The sequence below is a fragment of the Leadbetterella sp. DM7 genome, from assembly GCF_040829825.2.
Classification (GTDB): domain Bacteria; phylum Bacteroidota; class Bacteroidia; order Cytophagales; family Spirosomataceae; genus Leadbetterella.
On sequence record NZ_JBFOLH020000005.1, the window covers coordinates 90,216 to 108,515 of the forward strand.

Consider the following 18,300-nt stretch of genomic DNA (forward strand, 5'->3'; position numbering starts at 1 on the left):
CCTTTACATGCCCCCGCCACTAACTACTCATCACTCATCACTCGCAACTCGCAACTCGGAACTCATCACTCGTCACTCATCACTCGCCACTCGGAACTCATCACTCGCCACTCATCACTCGTCACTCGGAACTCGCAACTACCCTCCCCCGAACCTTTTTCCCCCCTCACTTTTATTTCCTGCCCATTTGCGGTAAATTTGTCGTTTCAAAAAATAACAGATGAAGATCGGTGTAATCGGACTGGGCGATATGGGGAAGCTTTTTGCCCGGATATGGGCGCAAAAAGGCTACGAGGTCTACGGTTGTGACCTTCCTGCCCGTACGGAAACGCTTCGGGAAGTCCTGCCCGGCATCCATGTGCTGGAAGACGCCGTAGCCGTATCCCGCATCAGCGATATCATCATGTATGCCGTAGAAACCGAACGGATAGAAGAAGTGGTGCGCGTGGCCGGGCCTTCGACTAAGTTTGGTGCTGTGGTCACAGGACAGACCTCCGTGAAAACACCCGAAATCCAGGCCTTTGAAAAATACCTGCCGCACGATGCCCGGATTGTAGGCTCACATGCCCTTTTCGGGCCGTCAATTTCGCCTGAGGGTGAGATCGTGGCCATGTACAGGCATCGCTGCAGCAACGAAGCCTTTGAAGAGCTGAAAGCCCTGTACGAAGCCACAGGGGCCCGCGTGGAAGAGCTGGAAAGCTACCGGGCCCATGACCAGATGATGGCCGACATACAGGTGATCACCCACGTGGGCTTCGAAAGCCTGGGCACGGCCTTTATGCACCGCAAAACGTACCCCTGGGAAGACAAAAGCCAGATACAGGGGATCGACAATATCAAATTGCTCCTTACCCTCCGGATATTCTCCTACAAGCCGCACGTGTATTCGGGCCTGGCTTTCGAGAACCCGTTTGCCATCCGGGATGTACGGAAATTCGCCCAGATCGAGAACGAGCTTTTCGGGTGGATGATCACCCAGAACCGGAAAATGCTGGAATCCCGCGTAATGAAAGCCCGCGAAAAGGTCTTTTCCGTACCGCAGGCAAAAATGATGCTCGATGACTCCCTCATGCGCGAATACACCCTGAATCCCGGCAGCAACCACAAGCCCAACTCGCACCTGAGCCTGCTGACCATGGTCTGTACCTGGGCCGATCTGGGCATTGATCCCTACAAAAATATGGTCTGCCAGACACCGCCCTTCCGGCTGCGGGTGGGCCTGGCCGAATATCTTTTTTACAACGAAGACCTCCTGCGCGAATCGCTGGAAACCGCGCTTACCGATAGATCCAATTACATTGATGACCTGGCTTACCATACGGCTGTTCATGAGTGGACGAACATCCTGGAGATCGGAGACCGGCGCACCTATGAAAAACATTTTACCGCCACCAGCCGGTTCCTGGGCGACAGGCTGCAGGAAGGGCGCGACAAGAGCACGCTGCTGTTAAACCGCTTAAACCAGGACAAATGAAAGTAGATTTAAGCAAATACCGCAACCCGGAATATGACCACGGAGCCGGCGTCCTGAAAAGACTGCTCTGGCACCTGTTCAGCAAAGCACTGATCCACTCCCAGCTGCCTTTACCGGTAAGTGTAAAATGTGCGGTGCTGAGGGCCTTCGGCGCAAAAATAGGGCAGGGGGTGGTGATTAAGCCCAATGTGAATATAAAATACCCGTGGTTCCTCGAAATAGGTGACCACGCCTGGATAGGCGAAGACGTATGGATCGATAACCTGGTGATGGTAAAGGTCGGGGCCAGCAGCTGTCTTTCGCAGGGGGCTATGCTGCTGACCGGTAATCACGATTTCAGCAAAGCAACCTTTAACCTCATAACGGGGTCTATAGTAATAGAAGAAGGGGCCTGGCTGGGCGCCAAAACAGTGGTATGCCCGGGAGTGACCGTCGGCAGCCATGCTGTGCTCACTGTGGGCTCCGTAGCCACCCGTAATTTGGAAGAATGGACCATTTCCAGGGGAAATCCGGCAATTCCGATAAAAAAAAGGACCGTAAACTAACTTTTTTTTTTATAATTACTACTATTGTATATTTTTACAGAACCATGCAAATAAATTTTGCCGAAAAGTTGCTTTTCTTATTATAACAGAACGGAAACAGTAGAGAATAATTTAGTGCCACTTATATGAGCTTGATATTTGAAGAGTTAATCACTGATAATCTTTTCAGGGTAATTATTTCAGGGTTAACTGCATTGGCGGTCACATGGCAGGCAATTCCGGTGATCAGGAACATTTGTGAAGAGCGGAATCTGTCTGACAGCCCGATTAAGAGAAGCTCGCATAAACATCCCGTGCCCACCTTCGGGGGCGTGGGTATTTTTGCCGGAACCCTGATCGGCTACATGATCTGGAACTTCATGGACGAGGGTTACCTCATGCATAAGGTATTTGCCTGCACGGTCATCCTGTTTTTCCTGGGCATCAAAGACGATATCTATGGCCTGAGCGCCGTGAAAAAATTCTTTTCACAGATCCTTACGGCCCTGCTTATTGTGGTAGGAAGTGACCTGCGCATCTCCAGCTTCTTCGGGATCTTCGGCATTCATGAGCTTCCGTACATCATCAGTGTGCTGTTTTCCATTTTCCTGATCGTTGCCCTGATCAATGCCTTTAACCTGATCGACGGCATAGACGGGCTTTCGGCCGGGGTGGCCATGATTGCCAGCGGAGGCTTTGCGCTCTGGTTTATGCTGAACGGTTACTGGTCGCTGGCCTGCCTGGGCTTCAGCCTTTCGGCCGCGCTGTTTGCCTTCCTGCGCTTTAACTTCTCCAAAACAAGCAAGATATTTATGGGCGACACCGGTTCGCTCGTGGTTGGTTTCTGGGTAGCTGTTATGGCGCTTAAATTTGTTGAGCTGAATGTGAATATAACCAGTGAAAACGTTCACCAGAATGCCCCGGTTATTGCTATTGCGTTGCTTTCGGTGCCTATTTTTGATACCCTACGGGTGTTCAGTATCCGTATTTTAAGAGGAAAATCGCCGTTCTCTGCTGACCGGAGCCACGTTCATCACCTGATGGTAGACCTGGGTCTCTCGCACCCGGTTGCGTCGTTTATCCTTTACGGGTTCACTATCCTGTTTACCTCGGCTGTTTACTTCTCCCGGCAGTATTTCACCAATACCCAGCTGTCGGTAGCTATTCTGACCATCTTTTCCCTCTATATCCTCGTAGGATTCCTCCTCGAAAAAGAACGGGTGCGTTACGTACGTAACCGCGCTTCCCGGAAAGGCCGCGAAACCACCCCGGCGGGTGTGGCGGCACAGAAAAAGCAGGCAGTGAATAATTAAGTGAAAAGTGAAAAGTTAAAAATTTCGGTACAACATTAGTATTTTCTATATAAGAATTGTTCCGCAACTTTTAACTTTTCGTTTTTAACTTTTAACTCTTCCTCATTCCCACTCAATCGTAGCCGGCGGCTTCGAGCTGATATCATATACCACCCGGTTTACGCCTTTCACCTTGTTGATGATCTGGTTGGAAACCTCACCCAGGAAATCGTACGGCAAATGCGCCCAGTCGGCGGTCATACCGTCTACGCTGGTTACTGCCCGCAGGGCCACCACGTTTTCGTATGTTCTTTCGTCGCCCATAACGCCCACGCTCTGTACGGGGAGAAGTATGGCGCCTGCCTGCCAGATAGAATTATAAAGCCCTTTATCCCGCAGGGACTGAATAAAAATAGCATCCACATTCTGAAGGATAGCCACCTTTTCAGGCGTAATATCGCCCAGGATACGGATGCCCAGCCCCGGACCAGGGAAGGGATGTCTTGAAATCAGGTGATCGGGCATACCGAGTGACCGCCCTACCTGCCGTACACCGTCTTTGAACAACAGCTTTAACGGCTCCACTACTTTAAGCTTCATGAAATCGGGCAGGCCGCCCACATTGTGGTGCGACTTAATGGTCACTGAAGGCCCCTTGACAGACACCGACTCGATAATATCCGGGTAGATGGTGCCCTGTCCCAGCCATTTTACGTCCTGTATCTTATGGGCTTCGTCATCAAAAACCTCGATGAAGGTCCGGCCGATCGCCTTGCGTTTGTCTTCAGGATCGGTCAGTCCCTTTAAAGCCGCATAAAAACGGTCTTTGGAATCTACGCCTTTCACGTTCAGGCCCAGCCCCTGGTACGAATCCAGCACCTGCTCAAACTCGTTCTTGCGCAGCAGGCCGTTGTCTACAAAAATACAATACAGGTTAGCCCCGATAGCCTTATGAATCAGCAGGGCGGCCACAGAAGAATCTACTCCGCCCGATAGTCCCATGACCACTTTGTCGTTACCCAGCATCTCTTTCAGCTCGGCTACGGTAGATTCCACAAAAGACTCCGGCGTGTAGCTTTGGTCGCATCCGCAGATATGCACCACAAAATTTTCCAGCATTTTCCGGCCGTCTTCCGAATGCGTTACTTCAGGGTGAAACTGGATACAATAGGTTTCTTCTCCTTCAAAAGTAAACGCCGCATGACGTACAGACTCGGTAGAGGCCGTCAGGTACGCGCCTTCCGGAAGCTGCATGATAGTATCCCCGTGCGACATCCACACCTGTGACCGCATCGGGATACCCCTGAAAAGCTTATCGTTATTATCGATAGACACCAGCCGGGCCCGGCCGTACTCCCGGGTATCCGATTTTTCCACCGAGCCGCCAAACTCCCTGGCCAGCAGCTGGGCACCGAAACATACCCCTAACATGGGCAGCTTCTTCCTGAACAGGCTGAGATCAATAGCAGGAGAACCCTCTTCCATAACTGAGCTGGGGCTACCCGAAAGAATAACTCCCTTTATGTTTTCGGTGATCTCAGGCAGCTTATTAAACGGGTGGATCTCACAATAAACATTGAGCTCTCTCACTCTGCGGGCAATGAGCTGGGTATATTGCGAACCAAAATCAATGATCAGAATCTCCTGCATAATATATTTTACTTGATGATAAATTGTCTAAAATACTGTACTATTTTTGCGGAAGCAGAAATCTCCGATGAAAATTTCCTACTTCATAGCTAACCGAATAAGAAACCCGAAAGGCCGGTCTTTCTCCAGAGTCATCGTGAGAGTAGGTATCCTGAGCGTGGCAATCACCGTTTCCGTTATTATCCTGTCGTTCTTTGTGCTGCTGGGGTTCAAAAATACAATCAAAGAGAAACTCTTCAGCCAGACCTCTCATATTCAGGTCAGCAAAATTACACTTAATCGCTCATTTGAAGAAGCGCCGGTTCCAAATAATTCAGAGTATTTTAAGCAGGTTTCCGAATTGCCCGGTGTGCGTTCGGTCAGCCGGGTAGCTTACAAATCGGTTATCCTGAAATCAGCAGAAGAAATTTCAGGGGTGGTGGTAAAGGGAGTGGATAAGGAATACGACTGGACGGAATTTGAAAAGAACCTGGTAGAAGGCCGGGTGCTGCATCCCGATTCGGCCAATGAGATCATTTTAAGCACCCGTATTGCCGGTATACTAAATGCAAAAGTGGGAGAGAGCATCTTTGCCTACTTTATCCAGGATCCGCCCCGTGCCCGGAAGCTGACCGTTACGGGCATATACGATACCCACGTGGAAGAGCTGGATCAGCTCTATGTGCTGGCCGACCTGTCGCTTATTCAGCGGATCAACGGCTGGGAAAACGGTGAATTCGGCCACCTGGATGTTTATCTGAAAGATATATCGCGCATGAAGGAGGTCAAATCACAGCTGCTTGATATTTTCCCGCAGGACTACAAGGTTACCGAAGTGGAGGAGCTGCTGCCCCATTTTTTTGAGTGGTTTAAATTCCTTGACCGCAACATCGTGCTGATCATCGTACTGATCATGGTGGTGGCGGCATTCAATATGATCTCGGTGCTTTTGATCATGATTATGGAACGAACTCCCATGATCGGCCTGCTGAAGTCGCTGGGCTCATCCAATGCGCTGATACGCCGTATTTTCCTGATCAACAGCTCACGGATCATCCTGTACGGCCTTTTGCTGGGCAATGCCCTGGCCCTGGTGCTGTCTTTTGTGCAATGGAAATTTGAGCTGATCCGGCTGGATGCCCAGAATTATTATATGAATTATGTGCCGATAGAATGGAGCTGGCTGGCTGTGGCAGGTGTAAACCTCGGTGTTTTTATCGTGGTGCTCCTGGTTACCGTGTTACCTACATTCAGCATCACCAGGATCAGCCCGGTAACGGCTCTGAAGTATAAGGATTAGGTTTGATATCCGGTTAGGTTTTAATAGCGTGTGTGATTTCCGGTGATTCGGTTCCGGGTTATGCTTTCTGTTCTCGACTACGCCCGGTTCTCGACTACGCTCTGTTCTCGACTACGCTCGGTTCTCGACTACGCTCGAACTGACAGGAAGGGCGCTCGAACTGAAAGGAAGCACGCTCGAACTGACAGGAAGGACGCTCAAGCTGGAAAGAAGAGCACTCGAACTGAAAATAATAACGCTCGAACTGAAAATAATAACGCTCAAACTGGAAATAATAACGCTCGAACTGACAGGTATGGATGCCACCTGTCAGTTCGAGCGTAGTCGAGAACCGGGCGAAGACGAGAACCGGGCGAAGACGAGAACCGGCTTATCAGAACCCCATTAAATTAATACCTCCTCACCGTGAAATTAGACATCCCGCTGTCGGTATCAATATAAATCTTCTTGGCTGCGCTGTCAAATCCCTCCGTACGGTAAAGCCCCGATTTGATCTTGGTAAACCCGGTAAAGTTTTTGGCATTCAGCGCACCGTCCATTTTGATCTCACAGCCTACGTTCTCCGGCACGGCGATCTCGATATTGGCCACCCCGCTTTCAATTTTCACATTGGATTGCGACAGCAGGTCACCCAGCTTCAGATCAATGTTGGATGCCCCGGTTTCCAGCGTGATCTTCTCCACCTTATACGGGGTAAGATCGTATTTCAGGTCGCCAGCACCAATCTCCATATTGATGTCCCAAACCGGTTCGGTGTTCAGCTTTAACGTTACCTTGCGGTCCAGCCCCTTATCGTTCAGCCGGATGTTCTTCTGGCTTTTCATCTTGAAAACCACCTTCTGATGGCTTCCTGAAGCTTCTTCCCGGAGGGTGAACCCGCTAACACCGGCCAGGCGGGTGTCGGCAGCAAAAAGCTGACCCGGCTCGGCCTGCTCCAGTAAAAACCGGGCCGCACCGCCGCCTATCTTTAATTCAGCGCTTTTCACGCCTTCCACCTTATCCACCTTGTAGGTCTGGTGATTGGCTTCCGAAGTCGAATCCGTGCCTTCGTCGTACGTAAAATCGTCATCGTTGACGTCTACATCAAAATCAAACCCTTTTCCGTGCATTTTGTCTTCCACTTTTTTTAAGGTATTGGAAGTACAGTTATAAACCCCGAACGGGATAGCCAGCGCTACCAGCAGCACCGAAGTGGAGTTCAGCAGGCTGCGACGGCTGTCAAGCATAACGGCGATTCCCGCCAGGATGATCAGTATCGGCCAGAACCGGGCGATCTCCCGCATGCTGATGTCAAAACTGAACCAGTCGTTGATCAGTCCGAGGGCCAGACCACCCAATACAATGAGGATCACGCCCATAAATATATTATTGCTGTTTTTCATAGTTTATTCCGGTTATCAGCAACCTGCTTTCCTGGAGCGCAGAGCGGCGAAGTACCTTTGAACGGCCTGCCGGGGCAACGAACCGTCGGACGGCGCATATCGTACAATCTGCTGTCAGGAAGCCGATGGCTTGCGGTTTATTTTTAGTAACTGGTTCCCCCTGTATTTCCACCGTAAGGAGGGTTACCGGGATTTTGGTGATCATCTTTTTCCTTTACAATGATCCAGACACCCAGACCAATCAGTACCAGGGGCCACATGTTCTTGATATAGGAGAAAAGATTGATATCAAAGAACGTTTTGAAAGAAAAAATGGCACCCAGAATGATCAGGACCAAGCCTCCTGCAATATTCCCGTTTCTTGTTTGATTGCTCATTTCGTTATCTGCGTTTAAATTACTGTTTTCTACATTGCTGACCGAGTAGCCGTACCTTTTGGGTAGCAGCGCCCACAATACCAAATACGCTATTCCAATAGGGATCCCCGTGAAAATAAGTATCACAAAGACGATCCTGACGAGCGTCACGTCGGTTCGGTAGTAATCTGCCAGTCCCAGGCAGACACCTCCCAAAATACTTTTCTCATTTTTGATTCTATACATTTTGCTTTTCATAATTATGAAACAAATGTAGAGATAAGAATCAGTACTTGGTATTACAAACTACATGAGTGGTATTTTAACAGGATGAGGGCTTGTATTTGGTGTACCAGATTCCGGGGTGGTTTTCCATGCCGTTTCCTGATAGGTAAATTCCTGTGTAACCGGTTTACATCCAGGTATTTAATTAATAGTTTTCTTCGATATATTCCAGGGCTTCCATGAGCCCGGTATACGAGTTATGACCCACCTGCTCTTCAAAGCTTCCCACAAAGGCGAAGCCGTCAACCCGTTCGGGTATAGACTTAACATTCTGAAAATCAAATCCCTTAAGAATTTCATTGTCCAGGTCCTTCAGCTTTTCCTCCTTTACGGCTCCCGGCCCGGTAAGCAGCAGGATCACCTCCGGCTCGGGGATGAACGGTAACATATCGATATCATCGGCCCATTCCAGCACCTTCACCGGTACATCAACAAGGGGTAAAAGAGAATATTGTTCGGGACTGAACAGGAAACCGTCGGGCCCGTATTCATCAAGGGCCTCCCGGATCAGCGAAACGTTACCGGTAGGCAGCGAAACCAAGATCTTTACGCCGCTGAGCCAGCCCCTGATCTCTTCCAGCTTCTTTTTGGGTACATGATACCCGCTTTCCTCATCGAGATCAAAAGAAATATAATCCACAAACATCCCGGCACAATACCGGGCCTCTGACAAGCTGGTTATGCTTTTTACCAGTACTTTTTTATTTAACATGCTTTTTTCCCGTAATAATCCAAAATCTTCCCCGCTCTGACACGTTCTCCAAACAAATTTTCCGCAAAATTACATAAGAACCAAAAATGATCGGCAAGTGTTTAGTTATTTTGTAGGTAAAACTTAAATCGGAGGACTTTGAACCCTCGCAGAACAAATGTCAGAAAAAGGAAGAGTATTAGTAGCCATGAGCGGCGGTATCGACAGCTCACTGGCGGCCGTCCTGCTACACGAGCAGGGCTATGAAGTAGTGGGAATGACCATGAAAACCTGGGATTATGCCTCCTCAGGCGGTACCAAAAAAGAAACGGGCTGCTGCAGCCTCGATTCGATCAACGATGCACGGGCAGTAGCTGTTAACCTCGGTTTCCCGCATTATATCCTGGATATCCGTTCGGAATTCGGTGACTCGGTGATCGATCACTTTACCGGTGAATACCTCGAAGGCCGTACACCCAACCCCTGTGTTTTGTGCAATACCCACATCAAGTGGGATGCCCTCCTGCGGCGGGCCGATAACCTCAATTGTGACTTTATCGCTACAGGGCATTATGCCAAAATCAGGCAGGAAAACGGCCGGTACGTGATTTCCAAAGGCGTAGACCAGACCAAAGACCAGAGCTATGTGCTTTGGGGCGTGTCGCAGGAAAGCCTCTCGCGTACCCTGCTGCCCCTCGGCGATCTTACCAAGGCGGAGATTCGCGAAATGGCCAAAGAACGGGGTTTCTTTGATCTCGTCAATAAATCAGAATCGTATGAAATCTGCTTTGTGCCTGACAACGACTACCGGAGCTTCCTGAAGCGCCGGGTGGAAGGCCTCGAAGAACAGGTGGCCGGCGGTAATTTTGTGCTGGAAAACGGACAGGTGGTCGGTAAGCACGAAGGTTATCCTTTCTATACCATCGGGCAGCGGAAAGGGTTGAAAATAGCGATGGGTTACCCCGTTTTTGTAACGGAAATCCGCAAAGAAACCAATGAAGTGGTGCTCGGAACCGAAGAATACCTGAAAAAAAACGGTATGGTGGTCGGCAAGCTCAACCTCCAGAAATATGACTCCATTCCGGATGGCGGATTAAGCACTACCACCAAGATACGGTACAAAGACCGGGGTGAAAACGCCAGTATCCGGCAAACGGAAGCCGATAAAATTGAAGTTATTTTTGATGAGCCCGTTTCAGCCATTGCTCCCGGCCAGGCCGCTGTATTTTACGAAGGCAACGACGTGATCGGCGGGGGCTGGATCATGAAAAGCTACCGGGTATAAGCCCGGTTCAGGGGGGCAGAGGGTCCTGAACCATCCGGCTCAGGAACTCTATCGTCCTGTTTTTTTCTTCAATCACCTTGTCTTTCTCCCGGATCACCCGGAGGAACAGGGTTTCTGTCATTTCGGCTGCAGGGGGAATCGGGGCAGGAGCCGCTGGTATCCAGCCCATCAGCTCTTCCAGGATTTCCGGTTCAGATTTGCCAAAGGCACGCGCCAATACCGGGATGTCTTCTATTCGCAGTCTTCGCTTGTTGTTTTCCAGCCGGTTGTAGCAGGAATGATCTATACCCAGGAGGTCAGCGATGTACTCCTGCGAGTACCCTGACCGGGTTCTCAGTTTTAAAAGGTTGGTGCAATTAAAGTTCATTATAGAGTTATGTTTTTGCGAATATAAAAAATTTACAGATTGAATATGCAATAGAAGGCCTGTATTTATATGATAAAATGTCATATTCTTATGAAAAAGTCACACAACCTAACTGCCTGACCGCCAATTAATATTGTACAGCCGAAGAATCTTCATGCAACGAAGCACTGAATTTAACCCCTTTGGTAAAAGTAAAATGAAAACCAGGATTGTACTGGCCCTTGTGGCCGTAAGCATGGCTGTTTACTCTTCAATGGCTTGTTCTGTAGCAGAATGTGGCGGTGGCCCCGACATGTGCTGTGTTAAACCGGACGGAACCATCTATAAGATCACCGTTAAGCAAGACGTACCCGTTGATACTCCTCCGGGAGATGATGACGGCTGGTGATCCTATCCGGGGCGGTCGTTCCCGGTCAGGAGAACGGCCGTCTTTTATTAACCAATACAACTTTTACCCGATGAACAGGAAAATTCTATTCTTTGGCCTGCCGCCCTTACTCCTCCTGGGAATCCTGGTTATGCTGAGCCCGAGGCAGGAAATCGTGCAAAATGACCGCAACCGCAACTGGGTGAGCCATAAGCGGATCAAAATCAGCGATACTCTTTCGGTATTCGGTGATGTGGATGACCTCTGCTTTTCAGGCAGGACGCTCTGGATGAACAAGCGTACAAAAATTGCCTGTTACGACCTGAATTCCGGAAATACCATCGATGTAGCCGCTCTAAAAACGCCGGGAGGATCGTTTTCAGGGTTTATTATCCGGGAGAAGAACCTGTACCTGCACGAAATCAACTCGTCGCTGATCTCCCGCTTTGACCTTGAACATTCAAAAATAACCGCTCAGTACACCTTCAGGTTCCCGGTGGCTGCTCTTCTGGCCGTTCCCGATACCCATACCCTGGTACTGAACAGGATCAGGGCTGAAAATGCGGGTATTGAACGGGTAATGACCGACCTCCGGGGAAATATCCGCCAGGCAGATCTCCTGCCCGCCACCAGGGTAGACGGGGGACTGCTGTACTATTCCGGCACCGAAACATTCTCAGGCCAATACTACGTCAGCCTGCCGTTCTACAAAGACAGCGCATGGGTTTTTGATGAAAAATATACGGCTTTGCGGGCTTTTCGGCTGGTAGATGCATCTGATCAGGACTTTGAATTCAAAACGGTGGGCAACCGCCGTTACCTGGCAGAAACGGTTAACCGGCATCGCCTCGATGCCACAGCGCTGGGAAACCTGCTGCTGGTGGTATCCAATGTTTCTTCTGAGAACCAGACCCGTGACGATTTTGTAAGGCGGAGCACCATAGATGCCTATGCTATAGACACCGGCACGTATTTATTCAGCTTTTACCTGCCTTCCTATAAAAAATCAAGAATTTCACAACTGGCCGTCTCGGGAGACTCCCTGCTGGCCGCCGCTTACTTTAACTCGCAGATCCTTCTTTTTGACCTCAGAGATTTTTTAAAAAATGAAATCGCCGCACATGGAAACATTCAATAAAATTCTGAAAATCCTGGTAGCCGGGGTTTACCTGTATGCAGGCGCTTCCAAGCTGGCTAATGTGCCTCTTTTTACAGGCCAGCTCGACGAATCCCCGCTTATTCCGGAAGTGCTTTTACGTACCATAGCCATCGGCTTACCCGTACTCATGCTGGGCCTGGGAGCCGGTATCCTCTTTACGGCAAAAAGTCTCTACCTGTGGGGCGCATTTTCGCTGCTCATATTCTTTACCATGTATTTAATGCTCCTGTATCTGCTGTATACGCCTCCGCCCTGTTCCTGTGCGGGTATCCTGGGGGAAACCGGGTATACAGGGCACATTATATTTAATTTAATACTACTCTCTGTTACATTATGGTTGCTTTTAAAAAGCTGAGCGTTCTGCTCTTTGCATGCGGTATAAATGTCTTTTCTTTCGGACAGGTAACGGTTCGGGTCCAGGTACGGGACTCGGTCACCCGTATGCCGCTGAGCTATTCCTCCGTATACCTGGCGGGCAAAAAAAATAAGGGCGGCATTACCGACTCTCTCGGGCGGGTCATTCTCAAAGAAGTGCCTGAGGGGAATTACACCCTGAGAGCCTCTTACAGTGGCTTTGAAGCAAGCGAAAGAGTGTTTCTCCTGAAAAAAGACACCACTTTTCTACTCCTGCTAAAGCCTTTGGAGAACCTGCTGGGTGAAATTGTGGTCAAGGGCGGCGATGCCATCCTGGAAAACAAGCCCGACCGCTCCGTAATGACCATCGGGCCGGCCAATAAAGGGCAGCGGATCAGCAAAGCGCTGGCCGGTTTCCCGTTTATAACCGTGGCGGGAAATAACGTGCTGATCAACGGCAAAGCCAATTATAAGATCTATCGCGACGGTATGCCGTCTAACCTGACCATTAACGACCTGAACACCCTTCCTGTGAACCAGGTAGAAAAAATAGAAGTGATTTATTACCCCTCTATCCGGTACGAATCCGATGCGGAGCAGATCATCAACATTGTCAGTAAAAAAGATGAAATATTCCAGGGCGGTGACGTATGGTCACGGCTGGGGTGGAGAAGTGGCGCCGGGCTGAATAACAGCGGTACAGGCACCAACCTCTCCAAGCTGAACGGTAAGGTCAACTCCAACCTTTCGCTTCTTCTCTTCCGCGACCATACCCGGTCAGGCAATCACACCGATTACAGGGTAGGGGAGAATACCAGTGAAATGGAATCGGAAAGCCTCACCGCCAATGACCTGCTCCGGCTCACGCTGAGTGAAGATTTCAAGCTGAAGAATAAACAAACCCTTAGCCTGGGAGCAAGCGGCTCGCTGGGTATCAACAACTCCGATACCCGGTTCACCCCGGCAGATAACCCCGAAACCCTCGTTAATACGGAAAGCTCGCGGTATGAGCTCAACCTGAACGGAAATTACTACAAAGCCCTGAAAAAGACGGATAAGATGTTCTTTTCCAACCTGCTCAAATACGCGGTTACCCCTGAAAAGTATACCCTGAACCGCGAAGGAGACCTGACCCTCAACAGGAACGATACCCGGTCAACCCAGTTGGTTTCCCGGCTCGATTTCGAGCTTCCGCGCGGAAAAGGAACCACGTGGGAACTGGGCGGGGGCCTGACCTACCGGAAATACTTCCAGGAAATTATGCTCTCTGAAATAAACGGACCGGATAATAGCTATCATCAGAAAGTTATTAACGGTTACGGAAGTCTTACAAAACAACTCGGCAAGTGGTATACCATTACCGGGCTGAAGCTGGAAGGCACGCAGAATAAGATTTCCGGGGATACCACGCTGAACCGGATCAACGTAATTCCAAGGGTATTTGTCTCCCGCCCCTTGTCGGAGAAAAACTCGCTCTCGCTTTCGTATACCCGCAAAATCTGGCGCCCGGGCCCGGCCCTGGTCAGCATATTCCGTGACAACTCCAATCCCCTTTTTGTGAATACGGGTAACCGGCACCTGGGTATAGGCCTGACCGACATGCTGAGCCTGCGCGACTCCTGGAGCCTGGGCAAAACCTACCTGAGTATAAATTACAGCCTGGCACATAGCAAAGATGCCATGGGAACCCACAGGGCAGCAGGAGAAGATAACCGGATCGTTACCTCCTTTGTGAATATCAGCAATATCCTTTCTCATGAGCTGGCGTATAGTCTCAATACTTCCTTCGGGAACAAAAAGCTGGTCTTTTTTAGCAACGGGGGCATACAAAGGATCAGGTACAGCTACACCGGTGACAAAAACCGGGGCTGGGAGCGGAGAATCAACCTTGGCTTTGAATCAACACAGGTCAGCCATTTCACTTTTTCAGGCTTTTATAGCCTGGTAGGAAATACCGTTACCCTGCAGGGAGAAACGGGAAACAGCCATTATATGAATTTTGAAGCATTGTATAAAGCAGGGAAAAAATCACAAATCACCTTACGCAGCCAGAACCCGGTCATGAACGCCATCAAAACCCGGCGATCTCTGTCGGGCCCGTCTTTCGCCATCCGGGAAGAAAGCTACTACCGGGGGAGAACCGTTGAGCTTTCTTATGTATATTCATTCGGAAAAGTGAAGAAAGTCAGGAAATCAACCCGCGACATCCAGGTGGATGATCTCCGGGAAGCGGAATAAAAAGCCATCCCGGTGCTCCTTCGCGGGATGGACCCTTAACCTTTGCGCTCTCTTACAATCAGGATACAATCGTTTTTCAGGGCCAGGTAGCCCATATCGTACACAAAATAATAGGTATTTCCTGTACGGGTTTTCCGCAGGTGCGTAAAATGGCTGAAATCAAAGCCGGTCAGCGCCTTGCGGAGAACCCGTGCTTTGTTGGCCGGGCACAATGTGCTCAGCATTCGCCGGTTCTTTTTCAGCGCATTATCAATATTCCGGATGGTATTATTCTTAAAGGCCGTGAGGCGGTTGTTGTGGGTGTTCCGGCACATATCGCCGCAAAATTTCTTATCGGCCCGGCCTATAATGCGGACGCCGCACTCCAGGCAGCTTCGGTTGTTATGCATGATTTTTAAAAGTTTGTGGAACAAAAAGGTTTATGTCATAGCGAAGAGAGGGTGTTGTTAAGTTTTTCTACAGCTGCCCGGAAATCAGCACTGAACCGCTGTATCAGCTCATTGACCGGCAGTACTTCCCGGAGGGTTCCCACGCCCTGGCCTGCCGACCAGACCGTTTTCCAGGCCCTGGCCTCGGCCAGGGCGCCGTCGGCCTCTTTCCCGAAATCTATTTTGCCTGCTCTGGACCACTGGTCTTCCGTGATGCCGTTTTTTTCCAGGCTTTTCAGCATAAAATTGGCATGCACACCTGAAATGGCAGCCGTGTAAACAATGTCTTTGGCCTCGCTGCCGATGATCATATCCCGGTACCCGGCAGGTGCGGCCGCTTCAGGGGTGTTGATGAAGACGGTTCCGGCATACGCCATATCGGCACCCATGGCCAGTGCGGCAGCTATATCGGCTCCCCGGCTGATACAGCCCGACAGCAGGAGGGTTTTGTTAAAAAATGTACGGATCTCGCCCACAAACGCCATCGGGTTAAGGAGGCCCGCATGCCCGCCGGCCCCCGCACAGACCAGGATAAGCCCGTCTACTCCGGCTTCTGCCGCTTTTTCGGCATGCCTCTTTTTGATTACGTCGTGGTACACGATCCCGCCATAGCTGTGCACGGCTTCTACTACCTGTGACACGGCTCCCAGTGAAGTAATGACCAGCGGCACCCGGTGCTTTACAATCACCTGCATATCGGCCATAAGGCGCTCGTTGGTAGGGTGTACGATCAGGTTGACCCCGAAAGGAGCCGGTTGTATACCGGTTTCCTGCTCAAATTTTTCCAGTTCCGTTTTTATTTCCACTACCCAGGCTTCAAACCCTTCGGTAGTACGCTGGTTAAGTGCGGGAAATGTGCCCGCCACACCGGCCTTGCAACATTCAATCACCAGTTTCGGATTGGATATCAGGAACATGGGGGCCGCTACAAGCGGTAATTTAAGATGGGGTAAGACAGGCATATTATTTTTCGGTTTTGGGTCTGATCAGTCCTTCCTGGGTGACGGATGCCACCAGCTGGCCGTGACGGGTAAAAATATTTCCGCGGGTAAAGCCACGGCTGTTGGAGGCGCTCGGGCTGTCTATGGCATACAGCAGCCAGTCGTTTACAGTAAATTCACGGTGAAACCAGATGGCATGGTCCAGGCTTGCCATAAAAACGTCGAAAGGGTAGGGCCCCTCGGTATGGGGCAGCGTGGCGGTCACCAGCAGGTTATAATCGGAAACATAGGTGAGCAGCTGCTGATGAATTTCCGGCGGAGCCTCTACCTGCTGTTTAGCCCTGAACCATACATGCTTGTAGGGAGGCTTGCGGCGGGTATCGAAAATATCGAAGCCTTCCACCACCCTGAATTCAAAAGGCCGCGAATTGATCAGCTCGGAGATGGTATTCGGAATCCATTTTTCAAACTTCAGGATCAGCTCTTCGTCCGATTTGAGCCCCTCGGGCCCCGGTACCTGCGGCATCCCGATCGAGTGGTCGTATCCCGGCTGGTTCTTTTTCTGGTAAGAGGCGGAAAGGAAAAAGATGGCTATCCCGTTTTGCTTGGCCACCACCCGCCGGGTAGAAAAGCTGCCCCCGTCACGAATCTTTTCCACCTCGTATACGATAGGCACATTGATGTCTCCGGCCAGCAGGAAATAAGCATGCAGTGAATGAGCCGAACGTTCCGGATCTACCGTTTGTGTAGCGGCACTCAGGGCCTGGGCCAATACCTGCCCGCCAAAAACTCTTTTCCAGGGAGAAAGATAATTTTGCCCGAGAAAAACGGTTTCGCTCAGGGCTTTCATTTTTAACAGATCAATAAGTTCGCGGATATCGGTCATATATAACTTGCTAAATCATGTGTAAATGTAATTGCTTTTGGTTAAGTGAGCAAATGATTAATTTTTAAAACCATATAAGTCACATGAGCCACATAAGATTTTAACTTATATGCCTCATGTGACTTATATGGTGGTGAAAATAAAAAACTTGTATGCCTCATAGGGTTAAAAAAAGAAAAGCTCCCAGAAAATCCGAGAGCTTTAATCTAACCCCTAAAATAAACCACTATAATAATCTCTTATCCAAAAAATCTTTTAGCTGTGTCTTTGGTATTAGAACGCAACAAATACATAAAATGTTGCATTGCTTTCTAAAATATCTGTTAATGTTTCATTAACACATGCAAAAATAAACCTTTAAAGTGGTATTTTACTCTAATTAGTGAGAAAAAATTAAAAAACAGGAAAAAGTAAAGACATGATATTGTAAATTTTAAATGAGTAATAGTTTTGTTAATTGAAAAAGAGCAGCTTTTTGAGCTGCCCTTTTTTTATTTTATCTTGTCTGCCAGGTTTTTAGCGTCGCTGACTACCTTTTCCAGCGATCTCACCTTCTGTTTTGCCGCAGAAAGCTCCTGTTTCAGCCCTTCCAGCTCTTTTTCCTTTTTAGCCAGCTTGTCTTCGGCCTTATCGGCGTCTTTCTGTATTTTGGAGATCTCCTTATCCTTTTTCTGAGAGGCCTTGCTGAGATCTGATTTCGCTTTGTCATCGAGGGTTACGGTGCTGTCGGTAGACAAGCGGGTCACGATCTCCTCTTTCTCTGACATGGCCTTTGCCACCAATTCAGGCGAGGCATCGAGCTTTTTGCCCAGCTTTTGCTGATCTTTCAGGTTCGACTCAATCGATTTCTCGATTTTCCCCTGGTCTTTTTTGGCCTCCTTCAGATCATCTTCCGCCAGCGAAAGATTTTCACCTACCAGGCGCACCTGCAATCTCTGCTGGGAGAAGTCAATAAACTCCTGGACAAATTTTTCGGCGCCTCCGGGATTGAGCTCGTTATCGCTCAGGGCATTGTGGGCATCGTTGAGAAAGAAGAATTCCAGCTTTTCCAGCTTCCGGGCTGATTTGGCCACCACATCAATATAGCTCAGATCGGTAGAAACCGTATTTCCTTTCAGGTTTTGCACCCGGTAAATGTTCTTTGCCGGCTTGTTGACTTTCCCGAAGCGGCCCAGGTATTTTTCCAGGTCATCGGTCAGGTCTTTGGAATCAAGGTTGGTCAATGCCGAATAAGATCGTTTTTCAACCCCGTTATGCAGGTTCTGGCCCACATACACCTGGGCAGATAGAGGAGCGCTGAAAGCAGCGAACACCAGGAAGAGTAATTTTTTCATACGTATAA

18 protein-coding genes are annotated in these 18,300 nt (G+C 49.4%); 9 read left to right on the forward strand and 9 right to left on the reverse strand.

Going from position 1 to position 18,300, the window contains the following annotated elements:
* Positions 1 to 220 precede the first annotated feature (220 nt).
* The 3 genes from AB2U10_RS07690 (at position 221) to AB2U10_RS07700 (ending at position 3,311) form a co-directional block, all read left to right on the forward strand.
* A complete protein-coding gene (locus AB2U10_RS07690; protein ID WP_367915158.1) occupies positions 221 to 1,474 on the forward strand; it encodes a prephenate dehydrogenase/arogenate dehydrogenase family protein in 1,254 nt (417 codons plus the stop codon).
* Complete coding sequence (locus AB2U10_RS07695) at positions 1,471 to 2,019, forward strand: WcaF family extracellular polysaccharide biosynthesis acetyltransferase (RefSeq protein ID WP_367915159.1); 549 nt, start codon at positions 1,471 to 1,473, stop codon at positions 2,017 to 2,019. Before AB2U10_RS07690 ends, AB2U10_RS07695 begins: the two co-directional genes overlap by 4 nt.
* A 125-nt stretch (positions 2,020 to 2,144) precedes the next feature.
* Positions 2,145 to 3,311: a glycosyltransferase family 4 protein gene (locus tag AB2U10_RS07700; protein WP_367915160.1), complete on the forward strand. Its 1,167-nt coding sequence runs from the start codon at positions 2,145 to 2,147 to the stop codon at positions 3,309 to 3,311.
* Between the two features lie 102 nt (positions 3,312 to 3,413).
* Here AB2U10_RS07700 and guaA read toward each other — a convergent pair whose 3' ends face one another.
* On the reverse strand, positions 3,414 to 4,943 hold the full coding sequence (guaA, locus tag AB2U10_RS07705) for a glutamine-hydrolyzing GMP synthase (RefSeq protein ID WP_367915225.1): 1,530 nt from the start codon (positions 4,941 to 4,943) through the stop codon (positions 3,414 to 3,416).
* Positions 4,944 to 5,007: 64 nt separating this feature from the next.
* Here guaA and AB2U10_RS07710 point away from each other — a divergent pair, with 64 nt between their 5' ends.
* The gene (locus AB2U10_RS07710; RefSeq protein WP_367915161.1) at positions 5,008 to 6,219 is read left to right on the forward strand and encodes an ABC transporter permease; all 1,212 of its coding nucleotides are present in this window, start codon (positions 5,008 to 5,010) and stop codon (positions 6,217 to 6,219) included.
* A gap of 389 nt (positions 6,220 to 6,608) precedes the next feature.
* Here AB2U10_RS07710 and AB2U10_RS07715 read toward each other — a convergent pair whose 3' ends face one another.
* From AB2U10_RS07715 to AB2U10_RS07725, 3 genes are all read right to left on the reverse strand, one after another.
* Positions 6,609 to 7,601, reverse strand: coding sequence for a toast rack family protein (locus AB2U10_RS07715; protein WP_367915162.1), 993 nt, complete (start codon positions 7,599 to 7,601; stop codon positions 6,609 to 6,611).
* A 143-nt stretch (positions 7,602 to 7,744) separates the two neighbouring features.
* On the reverse strand, positions 7,745 to 8,203 hold the full coding sequence (locus AB2U10_RS07720; RefSeq protein WP_367915163.1) for a PspC domain-containing protein: 459 nt from the start codon (positions 8,201 to 8,203) through the stop codon (positions 7,745 to 7,747).
* A gap of 184 nt (positions 8,204 to 8,387) precedes the next feature.
* The gene (locus AB2U10_RS07725; protein WP_367915164.1) at positions 8,388 to 8,954 is read right to left on the reverse strand and encodes a hypothetical protein; all 567 of its coding nucleotides are present in this window, start codon (positions 8,952 to 8,954) and stop codon (positions 8,388 to 8,390) included.
* A 157-nt stretch (positions 8,955 to 9,111) separates the two neighbouring features.
* Here AB2U10_RS07725 and mnmA point away from each other — a divergent pair, with 157 nt between their 5' ends.
* Positions 9,112 to 10,218, forward strand: a complete 1,107-nt coding sequence (gene mnmA / locus AB2U10_RS07730; RefSeq protein WP_367915165.1) for a tRNA 2-thiouridine(34) synthase MnmA — start codon at positions 9,112 to 9,114, stop codon at positions 10,216 to 10,218.
* Between the two features lie 7 nt (positions 10,219 to 10,225).
* On the opposite strand, the gene AB2U10_RS07735 is transcribed toward mnmA, so the two are convergent.
* Positions 10,226 to 10,585 (reverse strand): helix-turn-helix domain-containing protein, encoded by a 360-nt coding sequence (locus AB2U10_RS07735; protein ID WP_367915166.1) that lies wholly within the window; start codon positions 10,583 to 10,585, stop codon positions 10,226 to 10,228.
* Between the two features lie 196 nt (positions 10,586 to 10,781).
* Here AB2U10_RS07735 and AB2U10_RS07740 point away from each other — a divergent pair, with 196 nt between their 5' ends.
* The 4 genes from AB2U10_RS07740 to AB2U10_RS07755 are packed head-to-tail and all read left to right on the forward strand — an operon-like array spanning position 10,782 to position 14,703.
* Positions 10,782 to 10,973, forward strand: coding sequence for a hypothetical protein (locus tag AB2U10_RS07740; RefSeq protein WP_367915167.1), 192 nt, complete (start codon positions 10,782 to 10,784; stop codon positions 10,971 to 10,973).
* Positions 10,957 to 12,090, forward strand: coding sequence for a hypothetical protein (locus tag AB2U10_RS07745; protein WP_367915168.1), 1,134 nt, complete (start codon positions 10,957 to 10,959; stop codon positions 12,088 to 12,090). The genes AB2U10_RS07740 and AB2U10_RS07745 overlap by 17 nt, the downstream gene beginning before the upstream one ends.
* Positions 12,074 to 12,466: a MauE/DoxX family redox-associated membrane protein gene (locus tag AB2U10_RS07750; protein ID WP_367915169.1), complete on the forward strand. Its 393-nt coding sequence runs from the start codon at positions 12,074 to 12,076 to the stop codon at positions 12,464 to 12,466. Before AB2U10_RS07745 ends, AB2U10_RS07750 begins: the two co-directional genes overlap by 17 nt.
* A complete protein-coding gene (locus tag AB2U10_RS07755) occupies positions 12,445 to 14,703 on the forward strand; it encodes an outer membrane beta-barrel protein (RefSeq protein WP_367915170.1) in 2,259 nt (752 codons plus the stop codon). The genes AB2U10_RS07750 and AB2U10_RS07755 overlap by 22 nt, the downstream gene beginning before the upstream one ends.
* Positions 14,704 to 14,738: 35 nt before the next feature.
* Here AB2U10_RS07755 and AB2U10_RS07760 read toward each other — a convergent pair whose 3' ends face one another.
* The 4 genes from AB2U10_RS07760 to AB2U10_RS07775 form a co-directional block, all read right to left on the reverse strand.
* Positions 14,739 to 15,092: a hypothetical protein gene (locus AB2U10_RS07760; RefSeq protein ID WP_367915171.1), complete on the reverse strand. Its 354-nt coding sequence runs from the start codon at positions 15,090 to 15,092 to the stop codon at positions 14,739 to 14,741.
* A 35-nt stretch (positions 15,093 to 15,127) separates the two neighbouring features.
* A complete protein-coding gene (locus AB2U10_RS07765) occupies positions 15,128 to 16,093 on the reverse strand; it encodes an NAD(P)H-dependent flavin oxidoreductase (RefSeq protein ID WP_367915172.1) in 966 nt (321 codons plus the stop codon).
* A gap of 1 nt (position 16,094) precedes the next feature.
* Positions 16,095 to 16,958 carry an acyl-CoA thioesterase gene (locus AB2U10_RS07770; RefSeq protein WP_367915173.1) on the reverse strand — a complete coding sequence of 288 codons (864 nt, stop codon included), beginning with the start codon at positions 16,956 to 16,958 and terminating at the stop codon, positions 16,095 to 16,097.
* Between the two features lie 491 nt (positions 16,959 to 17,449).
* Complete coding sequence (locus AB2U10_RS07775; protein WP_367915174.1) at positions 17,450 to 18,292, reverse strand: hypothetical protein; 843 nt, start codon at positions 18,290 to 18,292, stop codon at positions 17,450 to 17,452.
* Positions 18,293 to 18,300 lie beyond the last annotated feature (8 nt).

What these genes read in the sequence shown, in the direction of transcription:
- AB2U10_RS07725 (WP_367915164.1), bottom strand. Translation starts at nt 8,954, where the DNA reads ATGTTAAATAAAAAAGTACTGGTAAAAAGCATAACCAGCTTGTCAGAG.
- AB2U10_RS07690 (WP_367915158.1), top strand. Translation starts at nt 221, where the DNA reads ATGAAGATCGGTGTAATCGGACTGGGCGATATGGGGAAGCTTTTTGCC.
- AB2U10_RS07750 (WP_367915169.1), top strand. Translation starts at nt 12,074, where the DNA reads ATGGAAACATTCAATAAAATTCTGAAAATCCTGGTAGCCGGGGTTTAC.
- AB2U10_RS07765 (WP_367915172.1), bottom strand. Translation starts at nt 16,093, where the DNA reads ATGCCTGTCTTACCCCATCTTAAATTACCGCTTGTAGCGGCCCCCATG.
- AB2U10_RS07710 (WP_367915161.1), top strand. Translation starts at nt 5,008, where the DNA reads ATGAAAATTTCCTACTTCATAGCTAACCGAATAAGAAACCCGAAAGGC.
- AB2U10_RS07775 (WP_367915174.1), bottom strand. Translation starts at nt 18,292, where the DNA reads ATGAAAAAATTACTCTTCCTGGTGTTCGCTGCTTTCAGCGCTCCTCTA.
- AB2U10_RS07745 (WP_367915168.1), top strand. Translation starts at nt 10,957, where the DNA reads ATGATGACGGCTGGTGATCCTATCCGGGGCGGTCGTTCCCGGTCAGGA.
- AB2U10_RS07740 (WP_367915167.1), top strand. Translation starts at nt 10,782, where the DNA reads ATGAAAACCAGGATTGTACTGGCCCTTGTGGCCGTAAGCATGGCTGTT.
- AB2U10_RS07770 (WP_367915173.1), bottom strand. Translation starts at nt 16,958, where the DNA reads ATGACCGATATCCGCGAACTTATTGATCTGTTAAAAATGAAAGCCCTG.
- AB2U10_RS07700 (WP_367915160.1), top strand. Translation starts at nt 2,145, where the DNA reads ATGAGCTTGATATTTGAAGAGTTAATCACTGATAATCTTTTCAGGGTA.
- AB2U10_RS07715 (WP_367915162.1), bottom strand. Translation starts at nt 7,601, where the DNA reads ATGAAAAACAGCAATAATATATTTATGGGCGTGATCCTCATTGTATTG.
- AB2U10_RS07735 (WP_367915166.1), bottom strand. Translation starts at nt 10,585, where the DNA reads ATGAACTTTAATTGCACCAACCTTTTAAAACTGAGAACCCGGTCAGGG.
- AB2U10_RS07695 (WP_367915159.1), top strand. Translation starts at nt 1,471, where the DNA reads ATGAAAGTAGATTTAAGCAAATACCGCAACCCGGAATATGACCACGGA.
- mnmA (WP_367915165.1), top strand. Translation starts at nt 9,112, where the DNA reads ATGTCAGAAAAAGGAAGAGTATTAGTAGCCATGAGCGGCGGTATCGAC.
- AB2U10_RS07760 (WP_367915171.1), bottom strand. Translation starts at nt 15,092, where the DNA reads ATGCATAACAACCGAAGCTGCCTGGAGTGCGGCGTCCGCATTATAGGC.
- AB2U10_RS07720 (WP_367915163.1), bottom strand. Translation starts at nt 8,203, where the DNA reads ATGTATAGAATCAAAAATGAGAAAAGTATTTTGGGAGGTGTCTGCCTG.
- AB2U10_RS07755 (WP_367915170.1), top strand. Translation starts at nt 12,445, where the DNA reads ATGGTTGCTTTTAAAAAGCTGAGCGTTCTGCTCTTTGCATGCGGTATA.